Below are 12,302 nucleotides of genomic sequence, written 5' to 3' on the forward strand. Positions count from 1 at the left end.
AACTCCCACCCGAGTGGCGCACACACACCAGACCCGTCGTGCTCGCACGCGACAACCACCGCTGCACCTGGCTCGAAGACCACGACGACGGCGGCTTCCCCACCTACCTCGCAGGTGACTACCAACCCCGCGAGCGCTGCAACGAGTGGGGCAACGACGTCGACCACGTCGGAGACCCCCACGACCACACACCCGCCAACGCCCGCACCCTCTGCGACTGGCACCACGACCGCCGCAGCAGCCGACAAGGCAACACCGCACAACGCCGACTCACCACCAAACGCCCCCGCGCACCCCACCCCGGCCTCCTCTGACTAGGCAGTGTCCTGTAAGCGGTTGATCAGGGCCTCTGGTAGTTCTGGTGCATGGTCGGTCGTGGTGAGTTGACGGATCGGGCGTGGTCGGTGATCGAGCCGTTGCTGCCGCCGGTGGCCAGTGGTGGCCGGCGTTGGCGTGACCACCGGCAGGTGGTCAACGCGATCCTGTGGAAGCTGCGGACCGGTGCTCCGTGGCGTGACCTGCCCGAACGGTACGGGCCGTGGAAGACCGCCCACGAACGTCTTCGGCTGTGGACGACGGACGGCACCTGGCAGCGCATCCTCGACCGGGCCGTGGTGAAGGACGACTCGGTCGGTGACCTGGAGTGGGTGGTCAGTGTCGACTCCAGTGTGGTCCGGGCACACCAGCACGCCGCCGGTGCCCGGAAAAAGGGGGGTGCGGACCCGGAGCCGAGGCCCTCTCGGTCGCGGGCGAGGCGCTCGGACGGTCCCGGGGCGGCCTGAGCACCAAGATCCACCTCGTCGTGGACGGGCGCGGTCTGCCGATGCGGGTCCTGGTCACGCCCGGCCAGGCCGGGGACAACCCGCAGTTGCTGCCGTTGCTCGACGGCATCCGCGTCGCCCGCGTCGGGCCGGGGCGCCCCCGCACCCGACCGGACGCAGTCATCGCCGACAAGGCGTACTCGCACGACTCCACCAGGAAGTCCTTGCGCGAGAGGGGCCTGCGGTTCGTCTGTCCCGAACGGGTCGACCAGGTCGCCCGCCGCGCGGCCAAGGGCTCGCACGGCGGGCGGCCACCGGCGTTCGACACCGAGTTGTACAAGCGGCGCAATGTGGTCGAGCGATGCTTCAGCCGGCTCAAGCAGTTCAGGGGCCTGGCGACCCGCTACGCCAAACGAGCCGCCTACTACCAGGCCGAACTCACCATCGCCGCCATCGTCTTATGGCTCAGATGACCCCTTACAGGACACTGCCTAGGCCACCCGGGGGGTGACCCCCTCCCCCGGAGGGGCCCTCTGTCGGGGAATTGCTGGGCCTCGCGGTGTGTACGCGTTGGGAAAGGTCGCGTGCGAGGGCCCGCAGGGGCGCGCGGAGGCTCTCGTAAGGCTCTCGTCGGGGGTGTGGTGGCCGGTTTCGGTGGCCGGGTCGCCGCGCACCGCGCCGGTCCGCCGCTGGAATTGCGCAAGCCTGGACCTGGACCACTGCCTCGCCCCCGACGGGAAGGTGACCGGCAGGGCGGCGGAGGTGTTGGCGCGGGTGCCCGCGACGTACGTGGAGGTGTCCCCGTCCGGGACGGGCCTGCACGTGTGGGGGCGGGCCGCGGTGACGAGGGGCCGCAGGTTGCCGCAGGGGGGTGGAGGTGTACGGCACGGGCCGGTACATCGCGGTGACCGGGCGCAGGTTCGGTCGTTGTCCGTCCACGCTCGCGGATTTGGACGAGGTCGTGGCGTGGCTGCTTGAGACGTAGCGGTGTCCCGAAACGGGGTGCCGCGCATCCCGGAACGGGAGTGGTCCACATGATCCGCACGTACGTCGTCGGTCCCGAGAACTACCGCGAGGACCGCATCGAGGTCGTCATCCACGTCGACGTCTACGCCAAGGACGAGGACGAGCCGTTCGACAAGGAGCACGCCAAGAAGCAGGCCCAGGTGCTGAAGGAGCGCACCGGCGCTGCGGCAGTGGTCGTCAGCAACGGCGGCAAGTTCTGGGTGATCTGATGACCATCCGTACGCAGATGTCCGGACCGCCGCCGAAGGATCCCGATCAGCGGGTGCGGCGGAACAAGACGCCCGGCGGCATCCTGCTGCCCGCCGCCGGCCGGACGGGACCGACTCCGGCGTTTCCGCTCGGACCGGACCTGCACACGCAGGCGAAGTACCGGGTGGCCGTGGCGAAGCTGGAGTCGCTGGAGGCCAAGCGCGCCGAGGGGCAGCGAGTCGCGGAGACGACGCTCGTGCGCGCCGAGGAGCGCGTGGAGACACTGCGGCTCGTGATGGCTGGCCAGGCCGACCGCGAGCTGGCGCTGTGGACGAAGTTGTGGGCGTTGCCGCAGGCCGTCGAGTGGCAGGCGCTCGGCTGGCTGGACGAGGTAGCGCTGTACACGCGGTGGATGGTGCTCGCGTCCAGCGGCGACCTCGACGCTGGCAAGGAGGCCCGCCAGTACGCCGACCGGTTGGGGTTGACGCCGTTGGCGATGGCCCGGTTGCGGTGGCAGGTCGAACTCGACGCCAGCCAGAGTCGGGGCGGGACGTCCCCCGCCGCCCCGGCGGGCGGCGACGCGACGGTGACGGCGATGTCGTCCCGTCGGTCCCGGGTCGCGGCCGGGTAGCACCGTGCCCCGCACGCTGGTGCGGGCGCCGCAGCACGACCGGACCCGGTCCCTCGGGTGGCTCGCGGTCGCGTGGATGGAGCACTTCGTCGTCCACGGGCGCGGTGACGCCGCCGGGATGCCCGTGTCGCACGGCGACGAGTTCTGCGGGTTCGTCGTGGACTGCTACGCCCTGGACGAGTCCGGGCGGCAGCTCTACGACTCCGCGTTCTTCTCCCGGCCCAAGGGCTGCGACAAGAGCGGGTTGGGCGCGCGGTTCGCGTTGTTCGAGGCGTTTGGGCCGTGCCGGTTCGCCGGGTTCGCCCAGGGTGGCGAGGTCTACGAGGACCCGTGGGGTCTGGGCTTCCGCTACGTCTACGAGCCGGGCGAGCCGATGGGCAAGCCCATCCGCAAGCCGCTGATCCGCGTACTGGCCACCGAGGAAGGCCAGGCCGGGAACGTCTACGAGACGATCTACTACAACCTGACCGACGAGGACGCCCTGCTGTCCCACGTCGGCGCGGACGCCGGCCTCACGCGGACCGTGTTGCCCGACGGCGGGAAGATCCTGCCGTCCACGGCGGCGTCGGCGTCGAAGGACGGCGGCCTCGAAACGTTCGTCTGCTTCGACGAGACGCACCTGTACAACCTCCCAGAGCTGCGGGGGATGTACAACACCGTCACCCGGAACCTGCGCAAGCGGAAGAAGACCGCGCCGGGCACGTGGTACCTGGAGACCACGACGATGTTCGCACCCGGCGAAGAGTCGGTCGCGGAGTCCACCTACGCGCTGGCCGAGGCGATCGGCCAGAAACGCACCCGGCGGCAGCGGCTGCTCTACGACCACCGGTGGGGCGAGTGCGAGGACCTGTCGCGCGAGGAGATGCTGCGCGCGGCGATCCTGGAGGCGTTCGGCGAGGCAATCGAGTGGAACGACCTCGACTCGATCGTCGACGAGTTCTACGACCCACGCAAAGACCCCGAGGACAGCCGCCGGTACTTCCTCAACGCCCGCACCTCCGCGGGCAACGCGTGGATGGCGGTGGAGGCGTGGGAGGCCGTCAAGGCACCGTGGATCACGGTGCTCGACGGCGAGCGGATCGTGCTGGGATTCGACGGCGCGGTCAGCGAGGACTCCACCGCGCTGATCGCCTGCAGGGTCTCCGACGGGCACCTGTTCGTGCCCGAGTACGACGGCGAGCCGACGATCTGGCAGAAGCCCGTCGGCCCGGCTGGCAAGGACTGGCGCGTGGACGGCATGGTCGTCGACGCGGCGATCAAGTCGGTGATGGAGCGCTACCAGGTGGTGGGGTTCTACGCGGACCCGCCGTACTGGCAGACCTACGTGGACCGGTGGGGCTCGCTGTACGGGCCGCGGATGCGGGTGCGGGCCACCCAGAGCAAGCCGATCGAGTGGTGGACGACCCGGCCGACGGCGATGGTCGCGGCGGTGCACCGCCTGTACGAGGCGGTGCGCGCGAAGCAGGTCACGCACAGCACCGACGCGATCCTCACCCAGCACGTGCTGCACGCGCGGCGCAGGTTGGCGGGCAAGGTCGGCATCACGATCGGCAAGGAGTACGCGAAGTCGCCGAAGAAGATCGACGCGGCGATGGCGGCGATCTTGGCGTTCGAGTGCCGGGGTGACGCGGTGGCCAAGGGGTTGGACAAGCAGCGGAAGCGGCGGGCTGCCGCATTCTGACAGGGGGTGGCCGTGGCCGAGGCCGCCGACCTAACACCGTTGGAGTGGCTGGAGCGCCTGGGAAGGAAGCTGCTCGACGGGTCCCGGCAGGACGCGATCCGGTACTGGCGGCGCTACTACGAGGGCGACCACGACCTGCCGGCCGGGCCGAACCAGCACAAGGAGGCGTACCGGCGGTTCCAGCGCATGGCGCGGACGAACCTGTGCCGGCTGTGCGTGGAGTCGAGCGTGCACCGCACGATGGTGCTGGGCTTCCGGGATCCGGAGCACGATCCGGAATCCGGGCCAGACCCGGTGTGGCGGCTGTGGCAGAGGGCCAAGTTGGACTCGCGCCAGTTCGGTTTGTGGCGCAAGGCGTACTCCCGCAGCGCCGCGTACGCCATCGTCGGGGTCGACCCGCGGCGGACGAAGACGCCTCGGGTGACGATCGAGGGCCCGGAGAACGTGATCGTGGAGTGCGACCCGGCCGACGCGTCGCGCCGGCTGGCCGCGTTGCGGCTGTGGCACGACTCGATCGCCAAGCGGTGGATGGCGACGCTGTACCTGCGCGGCGCGACCGACGACGGCCCGGGAACCCGGTACCACTGGCGGACCACACGCCAGACGAAGTCGACCTCGACCGGGTCGATGTCGTGGAAACCGGACGCATGGGAGCAGCGGGAGGAGCCCGGACGGACCCTTCCCGGTGTGCCTGTCATCCCGTTCCTGAACGGGGACGAGGGCGAGGACCCGGTCGCCGAGCACGACGCGGGTATAGATGACCAGAACCGGCTCAACCTCAGCTTGCTCAACAGGTTGTCCTCCGAGCGGTACGCGGCGTTCCGGCAGTCGATCCTGCTCAACTACAACGCCGACGAGGACCCTGTCACGGGCGAGCCGATCGCGCCGTGGAAGTCGGGCGTGACGCAGATCGGCACGATCCCGCCGCCGGAGCCGGGCGACCCCGCGGTGCAGTTGGTGCAACTGCAGCAGACGGCCACGGCGGACATGCTGCGCGGGATCGACGCCGACATGCGCGCGTTCGCCGCGGTCACGCTGACGCCGGTGTACTACCTGCCCGGCGACATGGTGAACCTGTCGGCAGACGCCGTTGCGGCGCTCGACGCGGGCCACAACGCCAAGATCAGGCAGCGCACGGGCTCGTGGGACGAGGGCCTGGAGGAACTCCTGCAGTACATGGCACAGGCCGCCGAACTCGGCCGTGACCTGTCGCAGTCGGAGATCGTGTGGGCGCGGCCGGAGAACTTCGTGCCAGCCCAGGTCGGCGACTACCTGTCCAAGCTCACCGCGGCGGGGGTGCCGCTGCCGATGGGCGTCGAGGAGATCGGCTGGTCCCCCCAGCGGGTCGCGCAGCTACGCACCGAGCGCGCGGCGGAGAAGGCGCTGGCCGGGCTCGGCGCGCCGGGGCCCGACCAGTCGCGCACCGCCTCGCGCGCCGGGACGATGCGGCCGCCACCGGCGCGGGCCGAGGTAGATGACGTGCCTGCGGGCGAGGGCCTCCGGCCGTGACGCCGGAGGAGTTCGCCGCCGCGCGGCGGGCGCTCTCAACCCGGCTGATCACCACGCTGGTCCGGATGTTCCTCGGCCTGGACACGTGGCGGAAGCGGGACGCGGACACGTTCGTCGCCCAAGCGGTGCCGGCGGCGCAGGGCAGCCAGCGGGCGTTGGCCGCACTGGCCGCCGCCTACGTCGCCGACCAGGCCGGTGAGGCGCTCGGCAGGACGGTCGCCCCGCCCGGCGTTCCGGACGGCGAGGTGCTGCGTCTGCGCGGAGTCCCGCCGCAGGAGGTCTACCGGCGGCCGTTCGCGACCGTCTACACCGCCCTCGCGCGCGGCAGGTCGCTGACGCGGGCACTGGAGCTGGGCGAGACGCGGCTGGCGCAGATCGCGGAGATGGACCTGCAGCAGACCTACGCGCGCGCGACCCGCTCGGCGCTGCGCCGGCTACCCTCGGGCGCGCGCCCGTCCAGGTGGCGGCGGGTGCTGCAGGGCGAGGAGAACTGCGCGCTGTGCGTGATCGCCTCCACCCAGCGCTACCGGGTCGAGGACCTCAACCCCATCCACCCCGGCTGCGACTGCCGGGTGGAGGGGCTCTGGGGCCCTGACCGGGGCCAGGTGATCGAGCCGGAGCTGCTGGAGCAGGTGCACGGCGCGGTGCTCGCGCTGACCGGTCACGCAGATCGGGGCGGGCGCGCTCCGGACTACCGGCACCTGGTGGTGCAGATGACGCGCGAGCACGGCGAACTGGGCCCGTTGCTGGTGCGGCCGGGCGACCGATTCACCGGGCCCGACGACCTCGCGTCCTGAGATTTCCGTACCCCGGAACGGGGGCGGCCATCCCGAAACGGGAGAACACCCATGAGTAACGACGCTGGTGCAACCGCAGGCGAAGACGACGGGCAGGGTACCGAGACCGCAGACGCGGGAACCGCAACGGACACCGCGACCACCACGGCCGAGGACTGGGTGGCCGACGAGTGGAGGGCTCTCGCCCGGGAACTCGGCGTCAACCCGGCGGACGTGCGCAAGCGGCTGGAGCACGCCCGCACCTGGGAACAGCGCGCCAAGGACAACAAGGCAGGCGCGGACCAGGCCAAGACGCTGCAGCAGCAGCTCGACGAGATGAAGTCGGCGCTGGCCGACCGCGACGTGCGCGACACCGAACGCGCCGGCCGGCTGGCGATGACCCAACTGCGGTCGGGCCTGGCCGAGGCGGGGATCAAGGCCGAGGACGTCGCCGAGCTTCTCGACGAACTCGACCCCGTCCGGCTGTTGAAGAACGGCGAGCCGGACGACGCGGCCATCGCCAAGCGCGTCGCCGCGTTCCGCCGCGTCGCCGGACGCCCCACCGCAGATCCCGACCAAGGCCGCAAGGGCGGCGACACGCCCAAGTCGATGGGCGACGTGATGCGCGAAATGGCGCGCAACCGCTAACCGATCAGCCAGCGGCACGGCCGGACCGCTGCGCACAGTTCTGGAGGTAGACCGTGCCGTACAACACTGCCGTGACGCGCAGCGACGCGCAGGCGCTCATCCCGGAGGAAGTCTCCCGGGCGATGCTCGGGAAGCTCACCGAGGAATCGGCCGCGCTGCGCCTGTTCCGGTCGATCCCGGTGGCACGCAACGCGATCAGGTTCCCGATCATCTCGGCGCTTCCGGTCGCCTACTGGGTCAACGGCGACACCGGGCTCAAGCAGACCACGAAGATGGCCTGGGACAACAAGTTCCTGCAGATCGAGGAGATTGCCACGATCCTCCCGGTGCCGGAGAACGTCGCCGACGACATCGAGGGCGACGTGTGGGACTCCGCAGAGCCGCTGGTGCGCGAGGCGATCCACCGCACTCTGGACATGGCGGTGTTCTTCGGCATCAACGCGCCCTCCTCGTTCCCCACAAACGTGTTCGCCGCCGCCGTCGCGGCCGGGAACACAGTCACTGAGGGGACGGCGACCGCCGCGCAGGGCGGCTTCTTCGGCGACATCGATAACCTGATCGGTGCGGTCGAGGAGGACGGCTTCGACGTGAACGGGTATGTCGCGGCCCGCGCGGTGCGCCGGCGGTTCCGTGCGGCCCGCGACACCCAGGGCCGCAGGAACGACGCGGGCCGGCTGAGCGACAACCTCAACGAGCTGGACGGCGAGCCGGTCGCCTACCCGATGCGCGGTCTCTGGTCCACCAGCGGCGGCGTGGGCACCAACGTGCGGATGCTCGCCGGCGACTGGAACCAGTTCATGATCGGTGTCCGGCAGGACATCGAGATGAAGCTCCTGGACCAGGCCGTGATCCAGGACAACACCGGCGCGATCGTCTACAACCTGCCGCAGCAGGACATGATCGCCTACCGGCTCAAGTTCCGGGTGGGCTGGCAGGTCGCGAACCTGCTCAACAACGACAACCCCGACGCCAACACGCGGTACCCCGTGGCCGCGCTGGTCTTCTGATCGGAGAGCTGCGATGACCGCACCCCTGCAGAGGGTGATCGAGGCCGACGTTCCTGCGGTGTCCACCGCGGGCAACAGCGACGACACCGTCGTCGCGCAGGCCCCGTTCGACTGCACCGTGACCGACGTCGAGTACGTGCCCGAGGCGGTGATCACCGGCGTGGCTACCAACAACCGCACGATCAGCCTCGTCAACAAGGGGCAGGACGGCAGCGGCAGCACGGTGGTCGCCACGCTCACGTTCGGCAGCGGCACCAACGCCGCGGCGAACGACGACGCCACCGTGGCCCTGTCCGGCACCGCCGCGAACCGCAACCTGTCCGCCGGGGACACCCTGCAGTGGCGGTCGGTCGCGAACGGCACCGGCCTGGCCGACCCGGGCGGGCTCGTCCGCGTCACCGTGACCCGCCGCTGAGGAGGCACCGCCATGACCGACACATCCGACAGCAAGAAGTTCGTCGCGCCGCTGGACGGCACCGAGCACGGCTACATCGGCCACTCCCCGGGCGCGGAGGATGACCTCACCGTGACCGGGCAGGTGGGCGGTACGGCGAACGTCGCCGACACCCCGAAGTCGGCGGAGACCAAGACGACGGGCCGCAAGGGCACGACCTCCGGGTCCTGAGCAGGAGCGGAGGTCATCGTGGCCACGTACGCGACCGTCGACGACCTCCGCGCCTCCTACTTCGAGGGCGACATCCCGGAGTCGCTGGACGACAAGCTCACCGTCAAGCTCGACGAGGCCGAGCGGCTGCTGTCGCGCTACGTGCCCGACCGGGATCTGGCCGCGCACATCGCGTCCGGGCGGGCGAACGCGGCGGACGTCAAGCAGGTGCTGTGCAACATGGTGCTGCGGGTGCTGCGCAACCCGACCGGCGCGAACAGTCAGTCCGCCGGGCCGTTCTCCATGTCGCAGGACCGGCAGGTCGCGGCGGGCCGGTTGTGGCTGACCCGGGACGACAGGCGGCTGCTCGGTCTCGCGTCCGGCGCGCGCTCGGCCGAGGTGGCCGATGACGCGCTGGAGCACCTGGCGCGCAGCCCGCACATGCCGTGGTCGGTGGTGCGCTCCAACGGTCCCGAGCCCGAGGACCGCTGGTGATGCTGCCGTTCGGGTTCGCGGTCGCCGTGCACCGCGTGCCGGCCCAGAAGAACCGATGGGGCGACAGCGGCAGCGCACCGTCACCGCACACGGTGCAGGGATGCGCGTTCTACCTGCCGTCCTCCACCGAGGTGACGTTCGCGCAGGACACGGTGGTGGACCGCGGCGTGCTGCTCGCGCCGTACGGAGCGGACATCCGGGTGACCGACGAAGTGGTGCTGCCGTCGGTCGATGCGGTTCCACCGGCTTACAGGGGCACCCGGTGGCGGGTGGACGGGTCCGGCGCGCAGTGGCGCTCGCCCCTGACCGCGTGGCAGCCCGGCGACGAATACCAGCTGCGGAGGGAGCGGGGCTGATGGCCAGGATCACCGACTACCGGCCCAACTCGGTCGGACTGCGCCCGCTACTGCAGTCCAGCGATCTGCACGATCTGTGCGTCGAGCGGGCGGAGATCGGCGCGGCGTGGGCCCGCGCGCGCACCCGGCAAGACACCGGCGAGCACGCAGCTTCGATCCACGTCGAGCGCGTGCGCGCGGTCGGCCGGGCACGGGACCGGGTGGGAGCCGAGGTGGTCGCCGACGCCCCGCACTCGGCGAGCGTCGAGTTCGGGAGCAAGAAGCGCGTCGGGGACCACGCGATGCGCTCGGCGATCGACGCGATCGAACGCGGCTGAGATGCCGATCCCGCTGCCGCCGTTCCCGGACGCCGAGGACGTGGTCATGGCGTTGCTGACCGGGGTCGCGCCGACCACCACCGACACCGCGTCCACTCTGGACTCCGACGTACCGGTGATCAAGGTGACGCGGGTGGGCGGCGCGGACGATTTCGTGACCGACCGGCCTCTGGTCGAGGTTGCGGTGTTCGCTCCCACCTACGAGCAGGCGCGGCAGCTCGCGCGGAACTGTCAGCAGGTGATCCTTTCGTGCGCCGGGCGCAGCATCGTCACTCCTGACCATCCTGACGGCGTGTTGATCGACAAGGCCGAGACCACCAGCGCTCCGCTGCGAGTGCCGTACGAGAACGAATCGTTGCGACACAAGGCGGCGACCTACCAGTTCGCGTGGCGCAGGCCCCGCTGACAGCACCCACCCGGATCCATCCAGCCCCGCCCCTGGGGCCGTTGCCACATGCCCTGATGAGGGAGGACGCGGGATGCCCGCATACGAGGACCTGGCCGACAAGCAGGTCGAGTTGATCCGCAAGGCGCTGGCCGGGTCGCTGTTCTTCGCGGCGATGACCGCCTCGCTGCCGTCCACACTGACCACTGGCGCGGGCGCGGACCTGGCGGCGCTGCCGTCGGGTTTCACCGACATCGGCTGGGTGACCAAGGACGACGGCGCGACTTGGTCTCGGTCGACCGAGGTGTCGGAGGTGACGTCGTGGGGCGCGTTCGACCCGACGCGCCGCGACATCAACAGCGACATGACCGGCCTGCAGTTCACCGCGCAGGAGACCAAGCTCAAGACGCTGGAGATGTACCACAACGTCGACCTGTCGGCGGTCACCCCGACCGCGGTCACCGGCGAGGTCGCGTTCTCGCAGCCGACCCGGCCGACCACCAAGTACTACAGGGCGTACGGGATCTTCGTGGACGGCTCGGGGGCCGACGCGATCTACGTCGGCCGGCTGCTGCCGCGCGCGTCCGTGACCGAGCGCGGTGACCAGGTGTGGACCGACGGCGACGACGCCGTGTCCTACCAGATGACGATGTCGGCTGCGGTCGACTCCACCGCCGGCTACAGCGTCCGGCACTTCTTCGGCGGCCCCGGCTGGCGCAGCCTGCTGGTGGCGATGGGCTTCCCGGCACTGTCGTGAGCCGTGGTGCGGGGCGTGCTCCGGGTGGCGCGCCCCGCACCACACCCTCCCCACCCGGCACGGCACGGCACACGAGAAGAGGGGCTGCGGAATGGCCGACGACCAGCACGAGAGCACGCGCGACGACGCCCGGGACGGAGTGCGCCTGGTCTCCCCGGACGGCGAGGAGGTGACCGTCCGCAACCCGGAGGCGGTCAACAACCTCGTCTACGGCCGCGGGTACAAGCCGATCGACGACGACTCGCCGGAGGATGCCGTCCAGGTTGCCGCGCAGCAGGCCGGTTCCGACCGGACCGGCGCGGGCGACGGCACAGCCGCGCCGTCCGTCGTCGCCACGAAGTCAGCGACCCCCAAGTCCGGTGGCAAGACGCCCGTCACCGACTGATCCGTCCCACACCACCCGGAGGAACACCGTGGGCAAACAGCACAAGTTCAGCCAGTACGTCGCCGAGGCGGCGGTCAAGCCGTTCGACCTGGAGATCACCGACGACGAGGTGCTCAGCATCCCGTGCCCGGACGGCGACACCATGCTGGAGATCGAGGAATCCCGGTCATCCCGAGCCACGCTGGAACTGCTGTGCGGCGAGCACGCCGAGCGCGTGCTAGAGCTGGTCGGTCCCGCGCCCGCCGGGGTGATGAACGCTCTCGTGCAGGACATGCTGAGGCACTTCAGCATCGCCCCCGAGCAGGCACCGCCGGGGGGTTCGCGGGCCTCGCGGCGCTCCTAGAACGCGCTGGCGAGGCCATCGAGTACGACCTGCATGACCACCTCGGTCTGGATCTGCTGGACTGGTTCCGGGGCGCGCATCCATGGGGCAAGTTGCCCCGACTGATCGAGCAGCTGCCCAAGTGGTCGCGCTACAAGCTCGCCCTGGCCGACGACGACGAGCTGGCCGAACTCACCCACAACCCCGGCAGTGGGGCCTCGCGGCGGCCGTCGCTGCGCGAATGGGATCCGATCGAGGAGTTGCGCGCCGAGATCCGCGACCTCGCTGGCCGGGTCGAGGCCGCAGTCGCGAACAGCGTGCGTCCCAAGGGCAAGAAGGCGGTGCGGGCCAAGCCCGCGCCCCGGCCGACGACGGCGGCCCAGCGCGCCGGTCGGCGCGCCGACTACGCCACCCACATGGACATCGTGAGCCGCGTGCTGCCGAGGGGGTGAT

General features: G+C 70.7%; 19 protein-coding genes. All 19 read left to right on the top strand.

Annotation, left to right across the window (positions count from 1 at the left end; all coding sequences use genetic code 11):
- The first annotated feature begins 38 nt into the window (after window positions 1–38).
- The 19 genes from AC0HI0_RS25210 (at window position 39) to AC0HI0_RS25300 (ending at window position 12,301) form a co-directional block, all read left to right on the top strand.
- Complete coding sequence (locus tag AC0HI0_RS25210) at window positions 39–314, top strand: hypothetical protein (protein WP_480925977.1); 276 nt, start codon at window positions 39–41, stop codon at window positions 312–314.
- Window positions 315–365: 51 nt separating this feature from the next.
- Window positions 366–1,234, top strand: a protein-coding gene (locus AC0HI0_RS25215; RefSeq protein WP_480925978.1) for an IS5 family transposase whose coding sequence is annotated in 2 segments (ribosomal slippage) — window positions 366–743 and window positions 746–1,234 — 867 coding nt in all. Because the reading frame shifts where the segments join, the coding sequence is not laid out codon by codon here.
- 561 nt (window positions 1,235–1,795) lie between these two features.
- Entirely contained in the window at window positions 1,796–1,996 is a 201-nt protein-coding gene (locus AC0HI0_RS25220) for a hypothetical protein (protein WP_480925979.1), read from the top strand.
- Window positions 1,996–2,607: a hypothetical protein gene (locus AC0HI0_RS25225; protein WP_480925980.1), complete on the top strand. Its 612-nt coding sequence runs from the start codon at window positions 1,996–1,998 to the stop codon at window positions 2,605–2,607. The genes AC0HI0_RS25220 and AC0HI0_RS25225 overlap by 1 nt, the downstream gene beginning before the upstream one ends.
- Window positions 2,608–2,611: 4 nt before the next feature.
- Window positions 2,612–4,288, top strand: a complete 1,677-nt coding sequence (locus tag AC0HI0_RS25230) for a Terminase (protein ID WP_480925981.1) — start codon at window positions 2,612–2,614, stop codon at window positions 4,286–4,288.
- A 6-nt stretch (window positions 4,289–4,294) separates the two neighbouring features.
- Window positions 4,295–5,797 carry a phage portal protein gene (locus AC0HI0_RS25235; protein ID WP_480925982.1) on the top strand — a complete coding sequence of 501 codons (1,503 nt, stop codon included), beginning with the start codon at window positions 4,295–4,297 and terminating at the stop codon, window positions 5,795–5,797.
- Window positions 5,794–6,594 carry a hypothetical protein gene (locus AC0HI0_RS25240; protein WP_480925983.1) on the top strand — a complete coding sequence of 267 codons (801 nt, stop codon included), beginning with the start codon at window positions 5,794–5,796 and terminating at the stop codon, window positions 6,592–6,594. Before AC0HI0_RS25235 ends, AC0HI0_RS25240 begins: the two co-directional genes overlap by 4 nt.
- A 51-nt stretch (window positions 6,595–6,645) precedes the next feature.
- The gene (locus tag AC0HI0_RS25245; RefSeq protein WP_480925984.1) at window positions 6,646–7,221 is read left to right on the top strand and encodes a hypothetical protein; all 576 of its coding nucleotides are present in this window, start codon (window positions 6,646–6,648) and stop codon (window positions 7,219–7,221) included.
- Between the two features lie 71 nt (window positions 7,222–7,292).
- On the top strand, window positions 7,293–8,228 hold the full coding sequence (locus AC0HI0_RS25250; RefSeq protein ID WP_480925985.1) for a phage major capsid protein: 936 nt from the start codon (window positions 7,293–7,295) through the stop codon (window positions 8,226–8,228).
- A gap of 13 nt (window positions 8,229–8,241) precedes the next feature.
- The gene (locus tag AC0HI0_RS25255; RefSeq protein WP_480925986.1) at window positions 8,242–8,643 is read left to right on the top strand and encodes a hypothetical protein; all 402 of its coding nucleotides are present in this window, start codon (window positions 8,242–8,244) and stop codon (window positions 8,641–8,643) included.
- Window positions 8,644–8,655: 12 nt separating this feature from the next.
- Window positions 8,656–8,853 (top strand): hypothetical protein, encoded by a 198-nt coding sequence (locus AC0HI0_RS25260; protein WP_480925987.1) that lies wholly within the window; start codon window positions 8,656–8,658, stop codon window positions 8,851–8,853.
- Window positions 8,854–8,871: 18 nt separating this feature from the next.
- Entirely contained in the window at window positions 8,872–9,327 is a 456-nt protein-coding gene (locus AC0HI0_RS25265) for a Gp19/Gp15/Gp42 family protein (RefSeq protein WP_480925988.1), read from the top strand.
- Entirely contained in the window at window positions 9,324–9,683 is a 360-nt protein-coding gene (locus AC0HI0_RS25270; RefSeq protein ID WP_480925989.1) for a hypothetical protein, read from the top strand. The genes AC0HI0_RS25265 and AC0HI0_RS25270 overlap by 4 nt, the downstream gene beginning before the upstream one ends.
- Complete coding sequence (locus tag AC0HI0_RS25275) at window positions 9,683–10,000, top strand: hypothetical protein (protein WP_480925990.1); 318 nt, start codon at window positions 9,683–9,685, stop codon at window positions 9,998–10,000. The genes AC0HI0_RS25270 and AC0HI0_RS25275 overlap by 1 nt, the downstream gene beginning before the upstream one ends.
- Window position 10,001: 1 nt before the next feature.
- Complete coding sequence (locus tag AC0HI0_RS25280) at window positions 10,002–10,406, top strand: phage tail termination protein (protein WP_480925991.1); 405 nt, start codon at window positions 10,002–10,004, stop codon at window positions 10,404–10,406.
- 73 nt (window positions 10,407–10,479) lie between these two features.
- Window positions 10,480–11,142 carry a phage tail tube protein gene (locus tag AC0HI0_RS25285; protein WP_480925992.1) on the top strand — a complete coding sequence of 221 codons (663 nt, stop codon included), beginning with the start codon at window positions 10,480–10,482 and terminating at the stop codon, window positions 11,140–11,142.
- Window positions 11,143–11,233: 91 nt separating this feature from the next.
- Window positions 11,234–11,527 carry a hypothetical protein gene (locus AC0HI0_RS25290; protein ID WP_480925993.1) on the top strand — a complete coding sequence of 98 codons (294 nt, stop codon included), beginning with the start codon at window positions 11,234–11,236 and terminating at the stop codon, window positions 11,525–11,527.
- A gap of 28 nt (window positions 11,528–11,555) precedes the next feature.
- A complete protein-coding gene (locus AC0HI0_RS25295; RefSeq protein WP_480925994.1) occupies window positions 11,556–11,870 on the top strand; it encodes a hypothetical protein in 315 nt (104 codons plus the stop codon).
- Between the two features lie 92 nt (window positions 11,871–11,962).
- Window positions 11,963–12,301 carry a hypothetical protein gene (locus AC0HI0_RS25300; RefSeq protein ID WP_480925995.1) on the top strand — a complete coding sequence of 113 codons (339 nt, stop codon included), beginning with the start codon at window positions 11,963–11,965 and terminating at the stop codon, window positions 12,299–12,301.
- Window position 12,302 lies beyond the last annotated feature (1 nt).

The organism is Saccharothrix sp. NBAS 001 (genome assembly GCF_056640475.1).